The sequence below is a fragment of the Streptomyces shenzhenensis genome (assembly GCF_021462265.1).
Lineage (GTDB): Bacteria > Actinomycetota > Actinomycetes > Streptomycetales > Streptomycetaceae > Streptomyces > Streptomyces shenzhenensis.
Map to the genome: position 1 here is coordinate 271,388 of NZ_JAJONF010000002.1, position 21,421 is coordinate 292,808.

Below are 21,421 nucleotides of genomic sequence, written 5' to 3' on the forward strand. Positions count from 1 at the left end.
CGAGGAGCCGCTCGTGACCACGTTCGCCACGACCCCGCACCAGGCCAACTCGGGCCTGCGGGTCGACCTCAATGCGGCCGCCGCGGTCGAACGCAACGCCCGCTACCAGGCGGACACCGTCGTCGTCCGCTACGCCGGAGGCGACCTCACCTACGCCCAACTCGACGACAAGGCGGCCCGCCTCGCAGGTGTCCTGGCGGCCGGAGGCGTCGTCGACGGGGACCGGGTGGCCTATCTCGGTCTCAACAGCAGCTCGTTCCTGGTGACGATGCTGGCCGCCTTCCGGCTCGGTGCCGTCTTCGTCCCGGTCAACTTCCGGCTGGCCGAGGCCGAGCTGGAGGCCGTGCTCAACGGCAGCGGTGCCACGGCCCTGATCTGCGAGGAAGGACACAGACCGACCGCGGACACGATGCGCGGCCGGACGAGCCTTGCCCGGTTCCTTCTCGTGGACGACGACACCGAGGCCCCGGCGACCGACGCCGTGGGCTGGGAGGCGTGGTCGCCGCTGCTCGCGTCCGCTCTCCCGGTCGCCGGCGTGGCGGCCAAGGGCGCGGACGACCCCGCGATCCTCATGTTCACCTCCGGCACCACCGGAAAGCCCAAGGGTGTCGTCCTGACCCACGGCAACATCTGGTGGAACTCCGTGAACGTGGAGCTGCGCCTGGACACCCGTCGCGGTGACGTCACGTACGCCGCCGCGCCGCTCTTCCACGTGGGTGCGCTGAACAGCTTCGTGCTGCGCACCCTGGTGCGCGGCGGCACGGTGGTGATCCGCCGCGGCTTCGAGCCCCAGGCGTGTCTGGACGATCTCGTGAAGCACGGGGTGAACTCCATGTTCGGGGTGGCCCAGATGTTCGCCGCCCTCGCCCGGGTACCGGGCATCTTCGAGGCGGACCTGAGCGGACTGCGGTCGGTCGTGGTCGCGGGAGCGCCGGTGCCGCCCTCGTTGATCTCGCTCTACGCCGAGCACGGTCTGCTGCTCCAGCAGGCCTGGGGGCTGACCGAGACCGCTCCGTTCGCCACCCATCTGCCGGCCGAGCGCACGCTGGACAAGATCGGCTCCGCGGGCATACCGATGCCCTTCACCGAGGTCCGGGTCGTCGACGCGGCGACCAGCCGCTGCGTCGAGCCGGGAGAGCGCGGGGAGATCGTCGTCCGCGGCCCGAACGTCACCGCCGGCTACTGGAACAACCCGCAGGCGAACCAGGCTGCCTTCGACGAGGACGGCTGGTTCCACTCGGGCGACATCGGATACCTCGACGAGGACGGCTGCCTGTACATAGTCGACCGCCTCAAGGACATGATCATCAGTGGTGGGGAGAACGTCTACCCCGCCGAGGTCGAACGCGTTCTGTCCGACATGCCGGGGGTGACCGACGTCGCGGTCGTGGGCATACCCGACGAGCAGTGGGGGGAGTTGGTGACCGCGGTGGTGAGCGTGGACGACCCGGCGGCGGTCACCGTGGAGACCGTGCACGCGTGGGCGGCAGGGCGGCTGGCCCGCTACAAGCTGCCGAGACGCCTCACCGTCGTCCCCGTCGTCCCGAGGAACGCCTCCGGGAAGCTGGACAGGGTGGTCGTCCGCCGGCTCGCCGACGAGGAGAGCTGACATGCTCGCGGTACCCGCACTTCCGGTCCTGCGCATCGACGGTGCGGCGCGGACGAGCGTCGAGTCCTGGAGCCGTCGTGCGGGCAGGCTGCGCATGGGCGCGGGCGGAGCCGAGATCATGGTCCGGGTGGAACGGTGTGCGGCCGGCCGTCTCAAGGACGCCTACCCCGTCGGCGCCCACGACGTGGAAGTCGTACTGGAGACGGATCAGGACACGGAGACGGCTTCCGCCCTTCTCCGGACTCTGGTGCGTGCCGTCCGGGCAGCGGATCCGCGCTGCCGCCGGGTGGTGTACGCGGTGGCGGAGGGCGACCAGGGCGCCGCGGAGCGGGCCGCGTCGGCAGGATTCAGGCACGTGGTCGACGTCGATCTGGCGGACCGGCAGCTGAGCCTGCTGGTCCACGAACCCGACTGGGTCACCGGGACCGACGCGGATCTGGATCACGTACCCGGTACCTGACCGGACAGCGGCCGTGCCCGACGGGCACGGCCGCTGCGATGAGCCGGGCGTGCGGATGCCGAGGAGTCTCTTCTTCCGGGCGGCGCCGAGGGCGTTGCCGCGCCTGTCCTCGCAGGCCTGGACGGTGTTGTGGAGGGCGAGGCTCGCGAGGACCTCCTGGTGGCGGACGGCGACCCTCCCGCCGAGCCCGGACAGGCCGCTGATGCCGAGGAGCCGGGCGGCCTCCGCGATCCTTCCTCCGGGCGCGACGAAACCGGGAACGGCCGCCGAAGGCTGCTGAATGGGCAATTGCCCAGCAATCCTCCCGCCGGACCCGGCACGGACCAATTGCCGTTCCGGGGGAAAAGACAGCCGGCACTCGCCATGTTCTCCGAAACCGTCGGAAGCACGGCCGGACGAAGACGGCCGCTGCGGGAAAAGGGTGCGGGGCAGGTCGGAATCGGTCGGCGGGTTCGGCCGGACCCATGCAGTGTGAACGCGAACTCGTCCGCCGCGCACCGGCTTTACCCTGCCACTTCGTGATTCTGCACAAGTGAGAACCCTCGTCGACGTCGGCCTCGTCCCGGGAAATGAACGCGTAACAAACAAGCTATTGACATACCGTCATGCCTGATCGGCTAATTGTCCGGACGTCGTCTTGCGCGCAGTTCCAGTTCCCCGGCCCAATAACGAGGGCCCGTCACGATGGGTACGAAGTGAAGCAATCCGTGTTCCGGAGAGAGCGAATATCAGTGGCCCCGCGGCCCCGGTCGGTGGTGGCCGCCCTGGGGCTCACCGCCCTCGTTCTCCTCGGCATCGAGGCGCCCGCGCACGCCGCGCCGGCCCCGGCCTCCGGCGCCACCGCCGGTGCGACCCGACTCGACACCTCTTTGGACCCCGCAACCGGCACCGGCCTGACTCCTGTGTGCGACGCGCCCGCCAAGGGACACGCGTCGTGCTTCGCCATGCGCTCCACGAGTGACTCCCCGCTGCTCCGGCCGGCCGCGGCTCAGACCCCGCCGGGGCTGGGACCGCAGGACCTGCAGAGCGCCTACAGCCTCCCGGCCGACGGCGGCGCGGGGCAGACCATCGCCATCGTGGACGCCTACGACAACCCCGACGCCGAAGCGGACCTGGCGGTCTACCGCGCCCAGTACGGGCTGCCGCCGTGCACCACGGCCAACGGCTGCTTCAGCAAGGTGGACCAGCGCGGCGGCACCGACTACCCGCTGTCCAACGACAGTTGGGCCGGGGAGATCGCCCTCGACCTCGACATGGTCTCCGCGGTCGCCCCGCAGGCGCACATCCTGCTCGTGGAGACCGACAACGACGGACTCGACCGGCTCGCGGCCGGAGTGGACAAGGCGGTCGAGCTGGGCGCGAAGTACGTGTCCAACTCCTACGGCCGCTCCGGCGACTACGCCTCCGACGTCCCGACGTACGGCGCCTCCTACGACCACCCCGGCGTCGCGGTCGTCGCGGCGAGCGGGGACAACGGCTACGGCGTCGCGTTCCCGGCCACCCTTCCCACGGTGACGGCGGTCGGCGGCACCAACCTGGTCGCCGACCCGGGCACGGCCCGCGGCTGGGACGAGACCGTGTGGAAGCGCGGCTCCTACGGGCCCGGCTCGGGCTGCGCGTCGTACCAGTCCAAGCCCTCCTTCCAGCAGGACACCGGATGCCCGGGACGCAGTGTCGCGGACGTCTCCGCGGTCGCTGACAACGTTGCCGTCTATTCGACGTTCGGCTCGCTCGGCACCGGTTGGCAGCGCTACGGTGGCACCAGCGCGGCCGCCCCGGTGATCGCCGGCGTGTACGCGCTGGCCGGCTCACCGCGCCCGGGCACCTACCCGAACGCGTATCCGTACACGACCGGCGGCACCGGACTGAACGACGTCACCTCCGGATCCAACGGCACCTGCGCCGCCGCCTACCTGTGCACCGCGGGCACCGGCTACGACGGCCCCACCGGCCTGGGCACCCCGGCCGGACTGGCGGCCTTCCGCAGCGGCCCGAGCGGGACCCTGACCGGCAAGGTGACGGACACGAGGACCGGCGGGCCCGTCGCCGGCGCCACCGTGGCCTCCGGCCTCGACGTGGCCACCACGAGCGCCGACGGCACGTACACCCTGAACCTGCCCGCGGGTGAGGTCGACGGGCTCACCGTCACGGCCTTCGGCTACGCGGCCACGGCACCGGTCTCCCTGGGGATCGCGGACGGCCAGACCGTGACCCGCGACTTCGGCCTCAAGGCCCTGCCCCGCGCCCATGTGCGCGGCACGGTCCGGGACGGCTCGGGGCACGGCTGGCCGCTGTACGCCCGGATCGCCGTCGAGGGTTCGCCGGAGGCGCCGGTGTGGACCGACCCGGTCACCGGCCGGTACGACATCTCCCTTCCGGAGCAGGCCGGTTACACCCTGGACGTCACCGCGGCCCTGCCCGGTTACGAGGCGGTCGCCCGCAAGGTGACGGTGGGCAAGAAGGCCGTGAGCGCCGACACCGCCCTGACCGCCGACCCGGACACGGCCACCGCGGTCGGCTACGCCCTCCACACCACCGAGCACTCCGAGGGATTCGACACACCCACCGCGGCACCACAGGGCTGGACGGTGGCGAGCGCGGCGGACAGCGACAACGGCTGGCAGTTCGACGACCCCACCCAGCGCGGCAACGCCACCGGCGGCGGCGGCTCCTTCGCGACCGTCGAGAGCGACAACGCGCCGTTCGGGCCGCACCAGGACACCTCGCTGGTCAGCCCCGCCTATGACCTGTCGACGGCGCAGTCGGCCAGCCTCACCTTCAAGACGCACTACATCACCAACCTCAGCCAGCAGCACATGAGCGTGGACGCCAGCACCGACGGCGGCGCCACCTGGCAGAGCGTGTGGGCCGGTCCCAAGGCGAACGGCGAGGCCGACCACCTCACGGTGAGCGTCCCGCTGCGGCAGTACGCCGGGCAGTCGTCGGTGCGGCTGCGCTTCCACTTCGTCGCGAACTGGGCCTACTTCTGGGAGGTCGACGACGTGAGCGTGCAGAGCCGGACGCTGGAGCCGGTGCCGGGCGGGCTGACGGTGGGAACCGTCGAGGACGCCCGCACCGGCAAGGCGATCGTCGGCGCCAAGGTCGCCGACACCTCGGCCGCGGGCACCGCCGCACTCACCGTGGCCACACCCGAGGACCCGGCCGTGGGCGACGGCCTGTACACCCTGTTCTCGCCCGCCCCCGGCGTAGCCACCCTCCGGGTCACCGCGGACGGACACCGGCCCCTCACCCGGCGGATCGTGGTGCGCCGGGACCGGGTCACCCACAGGGACTTCGCGTTGAGGGCCACGACGTAGCACCGCGCCTCAGCCACGGTGCCGTATCCACGGGTACGGCACCGTACGCGGCGCCCGCCTTCGCTTCCATGCCTCGACGACCCTGATCGCCGGCCTCCCGGCGACTACTGCCCGACCACGACTTCCCCCAGGCCCTGGCTCGCCCCCAGCCAGCCCCGTTCCGCCGCCAGCAGGGCGATCTGGAAGCGGGTGCGGGCGCCGAGCCGGGTGCCCGCGTCGCTGACATGTTTCTGGACGGTGCGGCGGCTCACCTTGAGCACGCGGGCGATCGTGTCGTCCTTCATCCCGGTGGCCATCAGGCGCAGGATCTCCCGGGTGCGCGGGTCGGGTGCCTCCGTCGGCCCGGTGTCCTCGGGCGGCGAGGCGCCGTGGCCGCAAGCCGGTGGCGGCGCATCGGTCCGGCTGGAGAGGGAGACCGGTTCGGCACCCGCCCACGCGCTCTCGAACAGAGCCGCCAGCGCCTCGACGAGCGCCGGAGAGTGAACCACCAGTGAGCCGGCGGCCGGCCGGTCCGCCCGCACCGGCAGCAGGGCCGCCGTCCGGTCGAACACCACGAGTTTCACCGGCAGCCGCGGCGCCAGCCGCAGTTCCCCGCCCCGCCCGGTGCCGTGCACCGCCGTGGCCAGGGACACCTCGTCGCTGAAACCCTCGGTCTCGTACACCGAACGCATCCGCACCCCGTCCGCCACGCCCGGTTTCCCCGCGTCCACCCCGAAACCGGTGACGTACGGCGGTTTCGCCAGGTGCAGCACCTCCGCCTCGCATCCCTTGAGCAGTTGGCCGTAGCGCGCCGACACCTCGTCCTCGCGTTCCAGCAGCTCCACCAGGTGCGCGGAGCGCGCCCCGGACACGGTCTCGTACACCGCGTGCAGGTGCTCCACGAGCCCCTCGGCGCGGGCCAGTTCGGCCCGCCGGCGAGCCAGCAGGACGCCCAGGGAGGTGCGCGGAGGGCCGGCCGCCCAGCGGGGCACGGGCCCGTCGATGCGCACGGCGAGCGAGGTGTCGGTGAGGTGGCGCAGAGCCCGTTCCGCGTCCGCCGTGGACACTTCGGCCGCTGCCGCCACCTCGGCCGCGTCCGCCGCCGGCACGGTCACCAGGTGCTCCAGAACCCGACCGCCCAGCGGGTCCAGACCGGTTCCGGACCACGGGCTGTCCGCGGGTGCGTCCATGGGCTGTGCCACTCCTGTGCGCTGCGAGGTCGGGCGGACCCGGGCCCGACCGGTGGTGAATCGGCGTCGATGCTACGTCGGCGCCGGCTGACCCGGCGCAGGTGGCTGCTGTCCCGGCAGTCAGGAGCGGCTGAGGCACCGGTACGCCCGATGCGCCACGCGCCGTCCCGCGGGGCGGCGGCGCGCAACGAGGACCGGCCCCCTCGCCGGGGGACCGGGAGGAGGTGCGCCAGGCCGCCGGAACGATCATGATACAGCTGGGTGGGAGCGTCGAGGAGGCGCCGCCGCTCACCGCGTACGCGAGCCGTCGCCGGGCCCGGCCCACCGAGACCCCCCTCGCTGGTCAGCCGGGCCCTGGAGCCCCGCCGTCCTCGCGGCGCGGCCCGACGGCCGCGAGGGGACCGGGGGCGGGGCCGGTGTCTCAGGAGGGTGACGAGCCCTCGCCGCCCGGCCGGCCGGCGGCATGGGGCTCGACCTGGGCGAGCAGGGCCAGCAAGGAGGCCACGGTCAGCCCGGACTCGGCCGGATGGCGAAGGGCGGTTCCCGGTTCGATCCGGTAGAGATTGCCGCGCCCCTCACGGGTGTGGGAGAGGAAACCGCTCTGCTCCAGATCGGAGATGATCTTCTGGACGGCGCGCTCCGTGAGCCTGCAACGAGCGGCGATGTCCCGGACGCGGGCGCTCTCGTCGTCGGCGATGGCGGCCAGGACACGGGCGTGATTCGTGATGAAGGTCCACCCCGTGTGAGGTTCCGGTGCTGCTCCAGCCATGAGGCAATCCTACGCGTCATGATTCGTGCTTCAGAATACACGAATTGTGTTTCGTGTTTTTCTTGACGCATGTCGGTGCCGGGGTGAACCTGGTTGTGGACATCGCACGAGCGTCACGGGGAGCGAGGCCATGCCGGAACCAGAACAGCCCGGCACCGGGCGGACACTCGACCCAGCCGGTGTGCGCGAGCCGCCGGATCTCACCATCCGCAGCCGCGACGAGGGGAAGCGCACCGTCGTCACGGTGTGCGGTGATCTCGACCTCACGAGTGAGCCACAGCTTCGGCGTGCCCTGCGCGCGGCGCTGCTGCGCTCGTCGCACGGCGTCGAACTGGACCTGCGCGGGGTCGGGTTCTGCGACTGCTCCGGCCTCAACGTCCTTCTGAACGCCCGGCGGCAGGCCCTCAAGGAGGGCAAGCAGATCACGCTCCGGCAGGCCGGCCCAGCCGTGGAGCGGATACTGGAGATCACGGGTGCCCTTGCTCTGTTCACGCCGGACACCGTGCCGGACGGACGGGAGGACGCCGAGGAGGCAGGGGAGGCGAAGGACGCCGGGGATTCGCTGCCCGCTGCCGGCGATCTCGGCACCGACCTGCGCGCCGAGGTCGTACAACTACGGCGGGCGCTCCAGACCCGGGACACCATCGACCTGGCCCGCGGCATCCTGATGGCCACCTTCGTTCTCACTCCCGAGGAAGCGTGGAGTGTCCTGGTGGCCACCTCCCAGAACACCAACACCAAGCTCCACCGGACCGCCGGTCAGCTGGTGGACTCCATCAGAGGCGGCCCGCTGCCCGCGCCCACCCAGAAGCAGCTGTCCGCCGCGGTCACCCAGGTCGCCGCCGCACGCGTGCCGGCGACGGCCCTCGACTGAGCCGGGCCACGTCACCCTCCAGGCGCGCGACGGCCCGGCCGACGGCGAGTGCCACGTGACCGGACGACCGGCCGGGAGCGGCGGATCGTGGGCCGGTCTCTTTGATGTTCGGTCAATTGCCTTGCGAATTCCGTAATCCGGTGCGACAAGCGGGAAAGACGGCCACAATGTGGCGGTGAGGCCGGTGGCGTGCGGCGCCGGCTGCCGAGTGCTGTGAAAAGAGACTCCCCTCTTCAGGCAACGGCGTACGCTCCGCGTCGAAGGGGGGTGCCATGGCCGCTCATGCGAAAACACTCAGGATCTGGTGGCTGGCCACGATGGCTGCCCTGACCACGGCGGTCATCGCGGTCGTCCTCGTCGTCCAGGCCGACTCGGGGGAGGCGTCCCCACCACCGTCGTCGCCGCTCACCGCCCCGCCGAAGAACCTGCCCGGCGCGACGGGCACCTCACCCTAGGACCCGCACGGAGGCCGGCCCCCGGCAGCCGCGGCACCACACGCACCACCGGTTCATAGCGTCAACTTCCCTACCGGCACGCCGACGTCAGCGACGTGCCGGTTCCTTACGCCGCCTCCGGAGGAACCGTGGCAACCAGCCGGCCCCACCGTTCTCGGGTGCCTTCGACCCGACGCAGATCCCTCGCCGTGACCGCCGCCCTGGCCGCCGTCTGCTGCGCGGGCCTCACCCGGCCGACCCCGGCCAGTGCGGACGCCGCCACCGACCGCGCCGCCCTCGCCCAGTGGTGGGCCCCGGTCAACTTCCAGGACGTCGACTCCACCGGCGAGACCGCGCTCGGCGGCAGGTCCGACTACCTCACGTCGTACGACTACGACGGCGACCTCGACGGCCGCGACAACTGGGAGAACACCAGCCAGTTCCCGCTCGCGGCGCACGTCTACTACTCGGTCGTCCAGACCCCGGCCTTCTCGTACCTGCTGTACATGTACTTCCACCCGCGCGACTGGTCGGACGGCGTCCTCGACAACTACCAGGAGGACCTCACCGAGCACGAGAACGACTCCGAGGGCGTCCTGGTCGTCGTGGCCAACGACGGCTCCCAGCACGGGCAGTTGAAGGCCGCCATCACGGTCGCGCACAGCAACTTCTACTCCTGGGTGCCCTCCGGCAGCGACTTCACCAGCGGGCAGGAGAGCGTGGACGGCACGCTCAGGCTGCAGGGCGACCCGCACGACGACGGCCACGGCCGCCCCTTCACCACCCAGCAGCCCAACACCCACGCCGCGTGGGCCGAGGGCTACCTGTCCAAGGAACGCGACCAGTACGCGAGCGGCGACGGCATCGTCTACTACCCCGGTTCCACCGCCGAGGTGCCGTCCGGCTCCAACGACCGTGACGTGCAGTACACGCTGACCGATGTCTTCGCCGCGAACGGCATGTGGGCCGACCGCACCCTCACCTCGCTGTTCGCGACGCCCGACAACTTCGCCGGCGACGACAGCTCCAACCCCTACGGCGCCAGGTGCGGCGCCGGCGGGGTCCTCGGCCCGGCCAACGGCGCCTGCGACACCGACGCCGCCAACCCGCCCTGGGCCTGGGACGACGCCGACGACCTGCCCGGCCGGGGCTACCTGGCCACCAACCCCGCCGAACTCGTCTGGGACTACTTCAACTGGCCCGGCAAGCCCTCCTCGCCCGACCTCGCCTACACCTGGGACCAGTACAACGGCATCACCTCCTGATCGCACGACGGGCCCGCCCTGCCTGCGGGAAGGGCGTCCGGGCGCTCGACGCGCGCGATCGGCCCGGAGCTGGTGTGCTGGGTGAGGGGGCTTCGGACCCTACCCGTCATACCCGCTCCGGGAGTGACCCATGAGTATCTACCGAGTCGCGCAGGTGCCCGCCCTGGGCGGGCCCTTCGAGATCGTCGAGCGGGAGGTGCCGAGGCCGGGCCGCGGCCAGGTGCGGATCGCCGTGGAGGCCTGCGGCGTCTGCCACAGCGACGCCTTCTTCGTCACCGCCGCACTGCCGGGCGTCACGTTCCCCGTGGTCCCCGGCCACGAGATCGCCGGGCGGATCGAGGAGCTCGGCGAGGGCATCGAGAACTGGGGCTGGCAGACCGGCGACCGGGTGGCGGTCGGCTGGTTCGGCGGCAGCTGCGGCCACTGCAAGCCCTGCCGCCAGGGCGACTTCATCGTCTGCGAGAACATGAAGACGCCCGGCTGGACCTACGACGGCGGCTTCGGCGAGCAGGTCATCGCGCCGGTCGACGCGCTGGCCCGCATCCCCGACGGGCTGACCGCGGCCGACGCGGCCCCCATGGGCTGCGCGGGCGTGACCACCTTCAACGGGCTGCGGCGCAGCCCGGCCGAGCCCGGTGACCTGGTCGCCGTCGTCGGTCTCGGCGGGCTCGGCCACCTCGGGGTGAAATACGCGGTGGCCATGGGCTTCGAGACCGTGGCCGTCGCCCGCGGGGCCGAGAAGGCCGACTTCGCCAAACAGCTCGGCGCCCACCACTACGTCGACTCCACGGCCCGGACCCCGGTCGCGGAGGCCCTCCAGTCGCTGGGCGGCGCCAAGGCCGTACTCGCCACCGCGGGCAACTCCCAGGCGATCTCGGCGGCCGTGGACGGCCTGGCCCCCCGGGGCGAACTGGTGGTGATCGGCATCGACCCCGAGCCGCTCGAGGTCAGCCCGCTCCAGCTGCTCTCGGCCGCGCGCGTGGTCCGCGGCCATCCGTCCGGCACCGCGCAGGAGGTGCAGGACACCATGGAGTTCAGCGCCCTGCACCAGATCCGCCCGACGATCGAGACCGTACCCCTGGAGCAGGCGGGCGAGGCCTACCAGAAGATGCTCACCGGGGCCGCGCGCTTCCGGATGGTCCTCACCTACCACTGAGCGTCACGCACCGCACCGCCCTCCGCGTACCGCTCGGGCCGCCCGGCACGGGCGCGGCGTCTCCAGGCGGCCGGACGGCCGTGCCCTCACCCGGCACCGCCCGCGCGCCACGGCCCGGGGGTGAGGGCCTCGGCCGTCCGGTACAGCGCGGACCGGTGCGGGCCCCGGGGCAGCGCGTCCAGCTCCCGGCGGGCCTGCTCCGCGTACCTGCGCGCCAGCCGCGTGGACTGCTCCAGCGCGCCCGTCTCCACCAGCAGCCGCCCCACCTGCTCCGGATCGTTCGGGACCGGCCCGGCCAGCAGCAGGGGCAGACTGGGCCGGTCGTTGCGCAGATCGCTGTCGGCGGGCTTGCCCTCCCGCCCGGCCTCGGGGCCGTACGGCAGCAGGTCGTCGCGGATCTGGAACGCCACCCCGAGGGCGTCGCCGTACCCGGCCAGCGCCCGCGCCTGCCCCGGCGAGCCGCCGCCCAGCACCGCGCCCGCCTCGCAGCACGCGCTCAGCAGCGCCGACGTCTTCAGCCGGACCATCTCCAGATACCCGCCGACCGCGTCCGGTGCCCGGACCGGGTCCAGCTCGCGGGCCACCCCCTGCGCCATCCGCCGGCCGGCCCGCGCCAGCGTGCCCACGGCCCGGATCACGGCGGCCTCCGGCACCCCGCGCCGACCGCACTCCACCACCTGCTCGAACAGCGCGAACATCAGCGCGTCACCGCTCAGGACCGCCGCGCCCGGCCCGAACCTGGCGTGCGCCGACGGCTTGCCGCGGCGCAGTTGGTCGTCGTCGAGGATGTCGTCGTGCAGCAGGCTCGCCACATGCACCAGCTCCACCCCGACCGCCGCGGGCATGACCCGCTCGTACGACCCGCCCACGGCCGCCGCCGACTCCAGCAGGAGCACCGGCCGCAGCAGCTTCCCCGGCGGGTGCAGCGCCCAGCGGTGCACCTCCGCGAGCGGACCCTCGGCGTCCCGGGACAGCCAGTCCCGCAGCGCCTGCTCCACGGCGGCCGCCGCGCCGTTCTCCTCGTGCCGCATCCCCGTTCCTCACTGCTGATCGTTTCCCTGCCGGTGAACGAGCCACGTATCGCGGTGTCACCCGGCGACCGGAGGCCCGGCGGGCGCGCGCCCCGGCTTACGGACGGGGCGTTCAGCCCGGAGCACGCGCGCCGTGAGCAGCATGATGTCGTCCTCGGAGCCGGGGGCGACGCGGATGAGGACCGTGTCGGGGATCTTGTCCCCGGCGGACCGGTGGGGCACCGCGACACCTCCCGGCCCACCGCGGCCGGGCCCACGACCTCGCCGGTGCCGTCCACGTGCCGGTGGTCCGGACACCGCCGCTCCCGTACCGGGCGGCGAGGCCGCCCGGGCGCGTCGGGTGGCGAAGGTGTCGCGCGGCCGGCCGTCGCGGACGACGTCCCGCGGGACCTGGTCGCGCCGCCGGACGCGCGGCAGCACCTCGTGCCGGGTGCGGCCGCGGCCGGCGGCGGTGGGCAGTCCGGTCATCCGGGCCATGGGCGGACCGGCGTCGAGACGGGGGCCGGCCGGTGTCCCGGGCATGTCCGCTCACATCGCCCCGAGCGGGTCTGTGCGGCGGCCTTAACCCCTGTTGATCGGGAGCGGTGACGCCGGCGTAATCAGCCGTACCTACGGTCGGAGTCGGATGAAAGAGGCTGACCAGCAGGAACAGGGGGTACCCGTGGCCGCGCCGGACTCGCGCAGCACCGACACCGGCAAGGTGCGGACCGTCTGCTCGTACTGCGGGGTCGGCTGCGGCATGGTCCTGGACATCGGCACGGGCCCGGACGGCCGCCGTACCGTCCTCAAGGCCTCCGGGGACAAGGAGCACCCCGCGAACGCCGGCAGGCTGTGCACGAAGGGCGCCACCACCGCCGACATGCTCGCCGCGCCCGGCCGGCTGACCACCGCCCTGCTGCGGCCCGAGCGGGGCGAGGAGGCGGTGCCGTCCGCCGTGGACGCGGCGGTCGCCGAGACCGCGCGACGGCTGCGCGCGATCGTCGACGAGCACGGCCCCGACGCGGTCGCCCTCTACGTCTCCGGCCAGATGAGCCTGGAGGCCCAGTACCTCGCCAACAAACTCGCCAAGGGCTGGCTGCGCACCAACAACATCGAGTCCAACTCCCGGCTGTGCATGGCCAGCGCCGGCACCGGCTACAAGCTCTCCCTCGGCGCCGACGGCCCGCCCGGCTCGTACCAGGACCTCGACAAGGCGGACGTCTTCCTGGTCATCGGCGCCAACATGGCCGACTGCCACCCCATCCTCTTCCTGCGGCTCATGGACCGGGTGAAGGCAGGCGCCAAGCTGATCGTCGTCGACCCGCGCCGTACCGCCACGGCCGCCAAGGCGGACCTCTTCCTGCAGGTCAGGCCGGGCACCGATCTCGCGCTCCTGAACGGGCTGCTCCACCTGCTGTACGAGAACGGGCACACCGACCCCGACTTCGTCGCCGCGTACACCGAGGGCTGGGAGGAGATGCCGGAGTTCCTGGCCGGCTACCCGCCCGCCGCCGTCGCCGACATCACCGGTATTCCCGAGGCCGACCTGCGCGAGGCCGCCCGGCTGATCGGCGAGGCGGGGGAGTGGACCAGCTGCTGGACCATGGGCCTCAACCAGTCCACGCACGGCACCTGGAACACCAACGCCCTGGTCAACCTGCATCTCGCGACCGGGAAGATCTGTCGCCCCGGCAGCGGCCCGCTCTCCCTCACCGGCCAGCCCAACGCCATGGGCGGCCGGGAGATGGGGTACATGGGACCGGGCCTGCCCGGCCAGCGCTCGGTGCTCGTCGACGCCGACCGCGCCTTCGTCGAGGAGCGCTGGGGGCTCGAGCCCGGCACGATCCGCGCCGACGGCGTCGGCAAGGGCACGGTGGAGATGTTCCAGAAGATGGCCGACGGCCGGATCAAGGCCTGCTGGATCATCTGCACCAACCCGGTCGCCTCCGTCGCCAACCGCAGGACCGTCATCGAGGGCCTGGAGGCCGCCGAGTTCGTCGTCACCCAGGACGTCTTCGCCGACACCGAGACCAACGCCTACGCCGACGTCGTGCTGCCCGCCGCCCTGTGGACCGAGACCGAGGGCGTCCTCGTCAACAGCGAGCGCAACCTCACCCTCGCCCGTCCCGCCGCCGACCCGCCCGGCGAGGCCACCGCCGACTGGCGGCTGATCGCCGGCGTCGCCCGCGCCATGGGCTTCGAGGACGGGTTCTCCTACGGCAGCGCGGAGGAGATCTTCGAGGAGATCAAACGCTTCCACAACCCGCAGACCGGCTATGACCTGCGGGGCGTGACCTACGACCGGCTGCGCGCCGCCCCCGTCCAGTGGCCGGCCGCCACCGCCGACGGCCCCGACCGCAACCCCGTCCGGTACCGCGGCCCCGACGGCTCCCTCACCTTCGCCACCGCCTCCGGGCGCGCCGTCTTCCACGCCCGGCCGCACGTGGACCCCGCCGAGATGCCCGACGCCGACTACCCGTTCGTCCTCAACACCGGCCGTCTCCAGCACCAGTGGCACACCCTGACCAAGACCGCGAGGGTCGCCAAGCTGAACAGGCTCGATCCCGGCCCGTTCGTCGAGATCCACCCCGAGGACGCGGCCGCGCTCGGGCTCGCCGACGGCGACTCCGTGGAGGTCGCCTCGCGGCGCGGCCGGGCGGTGCTGCCGGCGGTCGTCACGGACCGGGTGCTGCCGGGCTCCTGCTTCGCGCCGTTCCACTGGAACGACCTGTTCGGCGAGTACCTCAGCGTCAACGCGGTGACCAGCGACGCGGTCGACCCCCTGTCCTTCCAGCCCGAGCTGAAGGTGTGCGCGGTGTCGCTGACCAAGGTGTCCACGCCCGTGACCGTGCAGGCGCCCGGGGCTGAGGAGACCCCGGCCGCGGTCGTCGTACCCGCTGCCGCCGACGCGGTACCCGCCGGTGCCGCCGTCACACCCACCGCCGTGCCGCCCTCCGCCGCCTCCGTCTTCGGCCTCGACCCGGCGCCGCCGCCGGTCCTCACCGATCGTGAACGGCAGTACCTGGTCGGCTTCCTCGCCGGCATTCCGGTCGGTGCCCCCGGCGTCCCCGTGCTGCCGCCGGACGCGCCGTTCAGCCCCGAGCACGCCCTGTGGGTCAACGGCACCCTCGCCGGCATGTACTCCCGCACCGGCGCCGCCCCGGTCACCACGCCGGCGTCGCCGACCCGTCAGGTGGTGGTCCTGTGGGCCTCGCAGACCGGCAATGCCGAGGACTTCGCCGCCACCGCCGCCGAGCGGCTCGCCGCCGGCGGCCACGCGGCCTCCCTCGTCCCCATGGACCAGGCGGACCCGGCCGCCCTGCCCACCGGCGCCGACCTGCTCCTGATCACCAGCACCTTCGGTGACGGCGACGCCCCCGACAACGGCGCCGGTTTCTGGGACGGCCTCGCCGCCCTCGACAGCGGCCGGCTCGCGGGCCGCCGGTACGCCGTCCTGGCCTTCGGCGACTCCGCCTACGACGACTTCTGCGGACACGGGCGGCGCCTGGACAGCCGTATGGACGAACTCGGCGCGGTCCGGCTCGCGCCGCGCACCGACTGCGAACCGGACTACGAGACCCAGGCGGACGCCTGGCTCGACCAGGTGCTCACCGCCCTCAAGGCAGAGGCCCCGCCTTCGCCCGCGGAGGCACCCGCACCCGCCAGGCCCCGGCGCCCCGCCCCCGTCACCGCCCGGCTCGTCGGCAACCGGCTGCTCAGCCTGCCCGGCGCCGGCAAGGAGGTCCGCCGCTTCACCTTCGACAGCCACGACAGCGAGACCCCGCTGGTCTACGAGGCCGGCGACGCGCTCGCGGTCCGCCCGCTCAACTCCCGGGACCTGGTCGCGGAATGGCTGGACGTCACCGGCCTCGACGCCACGACCGGCGTGGAGATCGACGGAGCCGGTGAAGTCCCCCTCGGTGAAGCGCTCTCCCGCCATCTGGACATCACCCGCGTCACCCCGGACCTGCTCCGCTTCGCCGCCGAACGCACCCGTGACCCCCGCGAGCTGCGGAAACTGCTGCGCCCCGACAACAAGGACGAGCTGGCCAAGTGGTCCTGGGGCCGGCAGGCCATCGACGTGGTCGCCGAGTTCGGGATCCGCGCCGACGCCGGCGCATGGGCGGGGGTCCTCGGCCGGCTCCAGCCGCGCCTGTACTCCATCTCGTCCAGCCCGCTCACCGACCCCCACCAGGTCTCGCTCACCGTCTCCGTCGTCCGCTACGAGAACCTGCGCGGCAGGCCCCGGCAGGGCGTCTGCTCGCCGTTCCTGGCCGACGCCGAACCCGGCACCGAGGTCCCGGTGCACGTCCAGCGCTCCGCGCACTTCCGCCCGCCCGCCGATCCGGCGACCCCCATGGTCATGGTCGGCCCCGGCACCGGCGTGGCGCCGTTCGTGGGCTTCCTGGAGGAGCGCCGCGCCCGCGGCCACCGAGCCCCCAACTGGCTGTTCTTCGGCGAACAGCACCGGGCCACCGACTTCTACTACGAGGAGGAGCTCACCGCCCTGCTCGCCGAGGGCACCCTGAGCCGCCTCGACACCGCGTTCTCCCGCGACCAGCGTGCCAAGGTCTACGTCCAGGACCGGATGCGCGAACACGGCCCGCTGCTGTGGTCCTGGCTCCAGGACGGCGCCCACTTCTACGTCTGCGGGGACGCATCCCGGATGGCCAAGGACGTGGACCGGGCCCTGAAGGACATCGCCACCGTGCACGGCGGACTGACCGAGGACGAGGCGACCGTGTACGTCAAGCAGCTGGCCGCGGACCGGCGTTACGTCCGGGACGTCTACTGAGTTCGGCGCCGGGGCGGGGGCCGGGCCGGACGTGAAAAGGGGCCGGAGCTGGTGAGCTCCGGCCCCTTCGCGGGGTGCCTCAGGCGGCCACGCCCACGTTGCCGTGCAGGCGGGCGACGACCTCGGTCAGCTGGGCGGCCACCTCGGCGTCGTCGGCCGGGTGGGTCTCGGCGAAGCGGGTCACCGACCCGGGGATCGACAGCTTGATGTCCTCGACCACCTTGCCGCCGGCGATGCCCACGGCCTTGCGGGCCTCGTCCTGCGCCCACACGCCGCCGTACTGGCCGAAGGCGGTGCCGATGACGGCGACCGGCTTGCCGCCGAAGGCGCCGGCGCCGTACGGGCGGGACAGCCAGTCGATGCCGTTCTTCAGGACGGCCGGGATGGTGCCGTTGTACTCGGGGGAGAAGAGCAGGAACGCGTCGGCGGCCTGGGCGGCCTCGCGCAGCTTCGCGGCGGCGGCCGGGACGTTGCCCTCGACGTCGATGTCCTCGTTGTAGAACGGGATCTCGGCCAGGCCCTCGAAGACCTCGACCACGGCACCCTCGGGGGCCAGCTTGACGGCCGCCTCGGCAAGCTGGCGGTTGTGCGAACCGGCGCGGAGGCTGCCGACGAGAGCAAGGATGCGGACAGACATGGGGAACTCCAGGGGGGATGAAACACTGCCGTAACGAATCCGGACCGAGGTCCGTTTAATTTCTAACACTCTAAGCGGACCGCAGTCCAGTTTTGTTCCCCATGCTTTACGCTGTCTTCATGTCCAGCGTCCTGCCGCCTCTCCCGCAGCCCCAGGAGCCCTTCGACGTCCCGCGGTTGCTCGAGGTCGGGCCCGCTCCGGAAGAGCAGTGCCTGCGTGCCGACGCGGCCCGCAACCGTGCCCGGCTGCTGGAGGCCGCGGCCCGGCTGATCGCCGAGCACGGGGTGGCCGGCGTGACCATGGAGGCGGTGGCCGCGGCGGCCGAGGTGGGCAAGGGCACGGTCTTCCGCCGGTTCGGCGACCGCACCGGCCTGCTGATGGCGCTGCTGGACCACTCCTCGCGGCGGCTCCAGGCCGACTTCCTCGGCGGCCCCCCGCCGCTGGGCCCCGGCGCACCGCCGGTCGAGCGGCTCCGGGCGTTCGGCGTCGCGGTGCTCTACCGCGCGGCCGAGCAGCTGGACCTCCAGCTGGCCGCCCAGCCCGAGCCCACCCGGCGCTATGCCAATCCGCCGATGCAGGCGCTGCGCACGCATGTCACGATGCTGCTGCGGCAGATCCAGCCGGACGCCGACTGCGAACTGCTCGCCCAGACGCTGCTCGCCTACCTCGACCCCGCCCAGATCCACTATCTGACCAGGCAGTGCGGGATGCCGATGGAGCGCCTGGAGGCCGGCTGGACCGACCTGGTCGACCGCGTCACACGGACGGCGCCGGCTCGCTGACGTCCGCCCCGCCGGCGTCCGGCCCGCCGCCGGTGAACATGTCGACCAGACCACGCGGCGCGTCGGCGCGGAACAGCATGGCGCTGTTGCGCGCGGAGTCCGCCGCGGACCGCTCGGCGCGCGCGAACATCTTCTCCTCGTAGGCGGCCACGGCCGCCTCGGTGTCGCCCGGGTGCGCGACGAGGGCGAGGCCCAGGTCGGCGCCGTCGATCAGCGCCAGGTTGGCGCCCTCACCGGCGAACGGCGACATCAGGTGCGCTGCGTCGCCGAGCAGCGTGACCCCGGGTGCCCGGTCCCAGCGGTGGCCGACCGGCAGGGCGTGGATCCGCCGCGGCACCAGCGTGCCCTCGGCGTCCGCGACCAGCGTCCGCAGGCTCTTGTCCCAGCCGTCGAAGTGATCGAGCACCGCCCGCTTGGCCGCCTCGGTGTCGGTGAAGTCGATCCCGTCCAGCCACTCCTCGGGCGCCTCCACCGCCGTATACACATGCAGACTGCCGTCGCTCTCCCGGTGGCCGAGGAAGCCCCGGCCCGCGCCGAGCGCGAACAGCATCCCGCCGCCGACCACTTCGGCGCTCACCGGATGGCGTACGTCCGCCTCCGGCAGGTCCGTCTCCACGAACGAGATCCCGGTGTACGCGGGCCGCGCGTCCGAGACCAGCGGGCGCACCCGGGACCAGGCGCCGTCCGCGCCGACCAGCAGATCGGTGGTGAAGGAGCCGCCGTCCGCAAGGGTCACCTCGTGCCGGCCGGCGCCGAGCGGGCGGGCGCCGGTGACCTTCGCGCCCCAGCGGATCACGCCCTCGGGCAGGGAGCCGAGCAGCAGCCGGCGCAGATCGCCCCGGTCGATCTCCGGCCGCCCGCCGGTGCCGTCGTCCGGCGCGTCCAGCAGGACCCGGGCGTCCTTGTCCAGGACCCGGGTGGCCTCGCCGCCCGGGTGGACGTGCGTCAGGAACGCGTCGTACAGCCCGGCCGCGCGCAGCGCCACCTGGCCGGAGTCGTCGTGGATGTCGAGCATGCCGCCCTGGGTGCGGGCCGCGGGGGAGGCGTCGAGGTCGAAGACGGCCGCCTCGACGCCGTGCACCCGCAGCACCCGGGCGAGGGTGAGCCCGCCGAGGCCGGCCCCGACGATCGCGATGGAGTGGTGGGGAGTGGACATGAAGGGCTCCTAGTCGTGGGATCCGGGTACGGGGGTGTGCTCGATGCCGTTGATCAGGGCCTGGAACGCCCACGACACGCGGGCCGCGGGCGCGCCCGACAGCAGCGCCCCGGAGGCGGCGGCGATGTGCGGGTGGGTACGGTCCGACACCTGGTTCAGCGCCCGGCCGAGCGAGTCCCAGTCGTCCTGGGACGCCCCGCCCGCGTGCTCGGCGGCGGTCGCGGTGGCGCGCTGGAGCAGCAGGTCGACGCCCCAGGCGGCCCGCTCGCGCGCCACCCCGCCCTCGGCGAGCAGGCCCAGCAGGGTCTCGATCAGGTTCAGGTAGTGCGGGCCGCTCGGCCAGGAGGTCAGCGCGGAGCGGGCCAGGCTGGGATGCTCCAGCAGCATCGTGGTGTAGGCGACGAGCACCTGCTCCAGCCGCTCCCGCCACGTGCCCTCGGCCGGGGCCGGGCCCACGGTGCCCAGGAGTTCGTCCAGGACCGCCGCGTGCAGCTCGGCGGTGTTGCGGACGTAGACGTACAGCGAGGCCGGGCCGGTGTCGAGCTCCTGGGCCAGGCGCCGCATGGTGACCTTCTGCAGCCCTTCGGCGCGCAGGATCTCCACGGCGGCCGCGACGATGCCCTCCCTGGTCAGGGCGGGCTTGGCGGGACGCTCCCGGCGGGAGCGGGGAGTTGCTGGCATGCGCCCACCATAACGAACATGTTCGTCGCGAACAAGTTCGTTGCGAACATGTTCGCCGACAGGATGCCTCACGTCGTGGGCTCCGGAGGCCGGAGCCCAACTCGTCGAACCCTCAATCACCTTGCCCCGCCGGACCCCCCTGCCCGGGCCTCTGCCAAGATGCCGTACGTCATGGTGCACATCCCGAAACCGTCCTCGGCAGCGTCGCCGGTCCCGCGCTCGGTCCCCACGAGCGCCGATGTGGCCCGGCTGGCCGGAGTCTCCCGCGCGACCGTCTCCTACGTCCTCAACAAGACCAGTGCCGTCCGGATCAGCGAGCCCACCCGGCGCCGGGTCCACGAGGCCGCGAGGGAGCTCGGCTACGTTCCCCACGCCGCCGCCCGCAGCCTGCGCGCCGGACACACCCGGATGGTCCTGATGTCCGCCCCGGCCACCGCGGTGAGCCCGCTGTACGGGCAGTTCATCAACGAACTCCAGTGGGCCCTCAGCCGCCTCGACTACACGGTCGTCCAGTACGGCACCGTGGGCCTGCGTGGTCACGAAACCGCCCGCGCCTGGGCCGAGTTGAGGCCGGTCGCCGTGCTGGTGCCGGGTGCCGAACTCGGCCCCGAGGGCGTCGCGGTGCTCAAGCGGGCCGGGGCCCGGGCCGTGGTCACCTTCGGTCCCGAACGTGTCGAGGGCGCCCACGCCCTGCTGATGGACCACGACGCCGTCGGCAAGTGCGCCGGCAGCCACCTGTACGCCCGCGGCCGGCGGCGGATCGGCGTGCTCGTCCCCGAGGAGCCCGGCCTGGAGACCTACTCCCGGCCCCGCCTCGAAGGCGTACGCCAGGCGCTGCGCGGCACCGACGCCGAGGTGACCGGGCTGCCGCTCGGCTACACCGAACAGTCGGCGGCCGAACTAGCGGCACGCTGGACCGAGTTGGGGCTCGACGCGGTGTTCGCGTACAACGACGAGTACGCGATGCTGTTCATGCGCGCCCTCCAGGACGCGGGCGTGCGCATCCCCGAGGACGCGGCGGTGCTCGGCGCCGACGACCTGATGCTCGGCCGGCTGCTGCGGCCCCGGCTCTCCACGATCCGGATCGACCTGCCCTCCGGCCGCGACCTCGCGGAGCTGGTCGACCGTGCGGTCCGCGATCCGGGCGGCGAACCGGAGACGCACCGGGTGCTCGGCGCCTCGGTGGTGCAGCGCGACTCCAGCTGACGGGCCACTCTGATCGGGGGCGGTGCTTTTCCGGGCGCCCTGGCTAGGATGTTGCGCGCTCAACAAACGGCTCATGGCAGCCCCGTGGGCCGCGCAACCCC

At 72.9% G+C, this 21,421-nt stretch carries 17 protein-coding genes; 10 read left to right on the plus strand and 7 right to left on the minus strand.

The window, feature by feature from the left end:
- Positions 1–13 precede the first annotated feature (13 nt).
- The 3 genes from LQ326_RS03725 to LQ326_RS03735 all read left to right on the plus strand — a co-directional run bounded on the left by LQ326_RS03725 (position 14) and on the right by LQ326_RS03735 (position 5,386).
- Positions 14–1,609: an acyl-CoA synthetase gene (locus LQ326_RS03725; protein ID WP_234532373.1), complete on the plus strand. Its 1,596-nt coding sequence runs from the start codon at positions 14–16 to the stop codon at positions 1,607–1,609.
- Position 1,610: 1 nt separating this feature from the next.
- A complete protein-coding gene (locus tag LQ326_RS03730) occupies positions 1,611–2,069 on the plus strand; it encodes a hypothetical protein (RefSeq protein WP_234532375.1) in 459 nt (152 codons plus the stop codon).
- A gap of 731 nt (positions 2,070–2,800) precedes the next feature.
- Positions 2,801–5,386 (plus strand): carboxypeptidase regulatory-like domain-containing protein, encoded by a 2,586-nt coding sequence (locus LQ326_RS03735; protein WP_234532377.1) that lies wholly within the window; start codon positions 2,801–2,803, stop codon positions 5,384–5,386.
- 104 nt (positions 5,387–5,490) lie between these two features.
- Here LQ326_RS03735 and LQ326_RS03740 read toward each other — a convergent pair whose 3' ends face one another.
- Together LQ326_RS03740 and LQ326_RS03745 are read right to left on the minus strand one after the other, a co-directional pair.
- Positions 5,491–6,555, minus strand: coding sequence for a helix-turn-helix transcriptional regulator (locus LQ326_RS03740; RefSeq protein WP_234532378.1), 1,065 nt, complete (start codon positions 6,553–6,555; stop codon positions 5,491–5,493).
- A 421-nt stretch (positions 6,556–6,976) separates the two neighbouring features.
- Complete coding sequence (locus tag LQ326_RS03745; RefSeq protein WP_234532381.1) at positions 6,977–7,324, minus strand: helix-turn-helix transcriptional regulator; 348 nt, start codon at positions 7,322–7,324, stop codon at positions 6,977–6,979.
- A gap of 130 nt (positions 7,325–7,454) precedes the next feature.
- Here LQ326_RS03745 and LQ326_RS03750 point away from each other — a divergent pair, with 130 nt between their 5' ends.
- The 4 genes from LQ326_RS03750 to LQ326_RS03765 all read left to right on the plus strand — a co-directional run bounded on the left by LQ326_RS03750 (position 7,455) and on the right by LQ326_RS03765 (position 11,053).
- Positions 7,455–8,198, plus strand: coding sequence for an anti-sigma factor antagonist (locus tag LQ326_RS03750; RefSeq protein WP_234532383.1), 744 nt, complete (start codon positions 7,455–7,457; stop codon positions 8,196–8,198).
- Between the two features lie 272 nt (positions 8,199–8,470).
- Positions 8,471–8,653, plus strand: a complete 183-nt coding sequence (locus LQ326_RS03755; RefSeq protein ID WP_234532384.1) for a hypothetical protein — start codon at positions 8,471–8,473, stop codon at positions 8,651–8,653.
- Between the two features lie 158 nt (positions 8,654–8,811).
- Complete coding sequence (locus LQ326_RS03760; protein WP_234532386.1) at positions 8,812–9,897, plus strand: hypothetical protein; 1,086 nt, start codon at positions 8,812–8,814, stop codon at positions 9,895–9,897.
- 130 nt (positions 9,898–10,027) lie between these two features.
- The gene (locus LQ326_RS03765) at positions 10,028–11,053 is read left to right on the plus strand and encodes an alcohol dehydrogenase (protein WP_234532388.1); all 1,026 of its coding nucleotides are present in this window, start codon (positions 10,028–10,030) and stop codon (positions 11,051–11,053) included.
- 86 nt (positions 11,054–11,139) lie between these two features.
- On the opposite strand, the gene LQ326_RS03770 is transcribed toward LQ326_RS03765, so the two are convergent.
- Both LQ326_RS03770 and LQ326_RS03775 read right to left on the minus strand, forming a co-directional pair.
- Positions 11,140–12,084: a polyprenyl synthetase family protein gene (locus tag LQ326_RS03770; RefSeq protein WP_234532389.1), complete on the minus strand. Its 945-nt coding sequence runs from the start codon at positions 12,082–12,084 to the stop codon at positions 11,140–11,142.
- Positions 12,085–12,141: 57 nt separating this feature from the next.
- On the minus strand, positions 12,142–12,606 hold the full coding sequence (locus LQ326_RS03775; RefSeq protein ID WP_234532392.1) for a hypothetical protein: 465 nt from the start codon (positions 12,604–12,606) through the stop codon (positions 12,142–12,144).
- Between the two features lie 103 nt (positions 12,607–12,709).
- Here LQ326_RS03775 and LQ326_RS03780 point away from each other — a divergent pair, with 103 nt between their 5' ends.
- Positions 12,710–16,858 carry a bifunctional nitrate reductase/sulfite reductase flavoprotein subunit alpha gene (locus tag LQ326_RS03780; RefSeq protein WP_268206604.1) on the plus strand — a complete coding sequence of 1,383 codons (4,149 nt, stop codon included), beginning with the start codon at positions 12,710–12,712 and terminating at the stop codon, positions 16,856–16,858.
- 79 nt (positions 16,859–16,937) lie between these two features.
- On the opposite strand, the gene LQ326_RS03785 is transcribed toward LQ326_RS03780, so the two are convergent.
- Positions 16,938–17,495, minus strand: coding sequence for an NAD(P)H-dependent oxidoreductase (locus LQ326_RS03785; protein ID WP_234532401.1), 558 nt, complete (start codon positions 17,493–17,495; stop codon positions 16,938–16,940).
- A 101-nt stretch (positions 17,496–17,596) separates the two neighbouring features.
- Between LQ326_RS03785 and LQ326_RS03790 the strand changes: the two genes are divergently transcribed.
- Positions 17,597–18,277: a TetR/AcrR family transcriptional regulator gene (locus tag LQ326_RS03790; protein ID WP_234532403.1), complete on the plus strand. Its 681-nt coding sequence runs from the start codon at positions 17,597–17,599 to the stop codon at positions 18,275–18,277.
- Here LQ326_RS03790 and LQ326_RS03795 read toward each other — a convergent pair.
- Together LQ326_RS03795 and LQ326_RS03800 are read right to left on the minus strand one after the other, a co-directional pair.
- Positions 18,252–19,433: an FAD-dependent oxidoreductase gene (locus LQ326_RS03795; RefSeq protein ID WP_234532405.1), complete on the minus strand. Its 1,182-nt coding sequence runs from the start codon at positions 19,431–19,433 to the stop codon at positions 18,252–18,254. The genes LQ326_RS03790 and LQ326_RS03795 overlap by 26 nt on opposite strands.
- 9 nt (positions 19,434–19,442) lie before the next feature.
- Complete coding sequence (locus tag LQ326_RS03800) at positions 19,443–20,114, minus strand: TetR/AcrR family transcriptional regulator (RefSeq protein ID WP_234532406.1); 672 nt, start codon at positions 20,112–20,114, stop codon at positions 19,443–19,445.
- Positions 20,115–20,273: 159 nt separating this feature from the next.
- Here LQ326_RS03800 and LQ326_RS03805 point away from each other — a divergent pair, with 159 nt between their 5' ends.
- The gene (locus LQ326_RS03805) at positions 20,274–21,320 is read left to right on the plus strand and encodes a LacI family DNA-binding transcriptional regulator (protein ID WP_234532408.1); all 1,047 of its coding nucleotides are present in this window, start codon (positions 20,274–20,276) and stop codon (positions 21,318–21,320) included.
- Positions 21,321–21,421: the final 101 nt, after the last annotated feature.

Excerpts from the sequence above, each read along its gene's own strand:
- LQ326_RS03780 (WP_268206604.1), top strand. The coding sequence starts at position 12,710 with ATGAAAGAGGCTGACCAGCAGGAACAGGGGGTACCCGTGGCCGCGCCG.
- LQ326_RS03745 (WP_234532381.1), bottom strand. The coding sequence starts at position 7,324 with ATGGCTGGAGCAGCACCGGAACCTCACACGGGGTGGACCTTCATCACG.
- LQ326_RS03800 (WP_234532406.1), bottom strand. The coding sequence starts at position 20,114 with ATGCCAGCAACTCCCCGCTCCCGCCGGGAGCGTCCCGCCAAGCCCGCC.
- LQ326_RS03775 (WP_234532392.1), bottom strand. The coding sequence starts at position 12,606 with ATGCCCGGGACACCGGCCGGCCCCCGTCTCGACGCCGGTCCGCCCATG.
- LQ326_RS03805 (WP_234532408.1), top strand. The coding sequence starts at position 20,274 with ATGCCGTACGTCATGGTGCACATCCCGAAACCGTCCTCGGCAGCGTCG.
- LQ326_RS03785 (WP_234532401.1), bottom strand. The coding sequence starts at position 17,495 with ATGTCTGTCCGCATCCTTGCTCTCGTCGGCAGCCTCCGCGCCGGTTCG.
- LQ326_RS03795 (WP_234532405.1), bottom strand. The coding sequence starts at position 19,433 with ATGTCCACTCCCCACCACTCCATCGCGATCGTCGGGGCCGGCCTCGGC.
- LQ326_RS03730 (WP_234532375.1), top strand. The coding sequence starts at position 1,611 with ATGCTCGCGGTACCCGCACTTCCGGTCCTGCGCATCGACGGTGCGGCG.
- LQ326_RS03740 (WP_234532378.1), bottom strand. The coding sequence starts at position 6,555 with ATGGACGCACCCGCGGACAGCCCGTGGTCCGGAACCGGTCTGGACCCG.
- LQ326_RS03770 (WP_234532389.1), bottom strand. The coding sequence starts at position 12,084 with ATGCGGCACGAGGAGAACGGCGCGGCGGCCGCCGTGGAGCAGGCGCTG.
- LQ326_RS03755 (WP_234532384.1), top strand. The coding sequence starts at position 8,471 with ATGGCCGCTCATGCGAAAACACTCAGGATCTGGTGGCTGGCCACGATG.
- LQ326_RS03765 (WP_234532388.1), top strand. The coding sequence starts at position 10,028 with ATGAGTATCTACCGAGTCGCGCAGGTGCCCGCCCTGGGCGGGCCCTTC.
- LQ326_RS03750 (WP_234532383.1), top strand. The coding sequence starts at position 7,455 with ATGCCGGAACCAGAACAGCCCGGCACCGGGCGGACACTCGACCCAGCC.
- LQ326_RS03790 (WP_234532403.1), top strand. The coding sequence starts at position 17,597 with ATGCTTTACGCTGTCTTCATGTCCAGCGTCCTGCCGCCTCTCCCGCAG.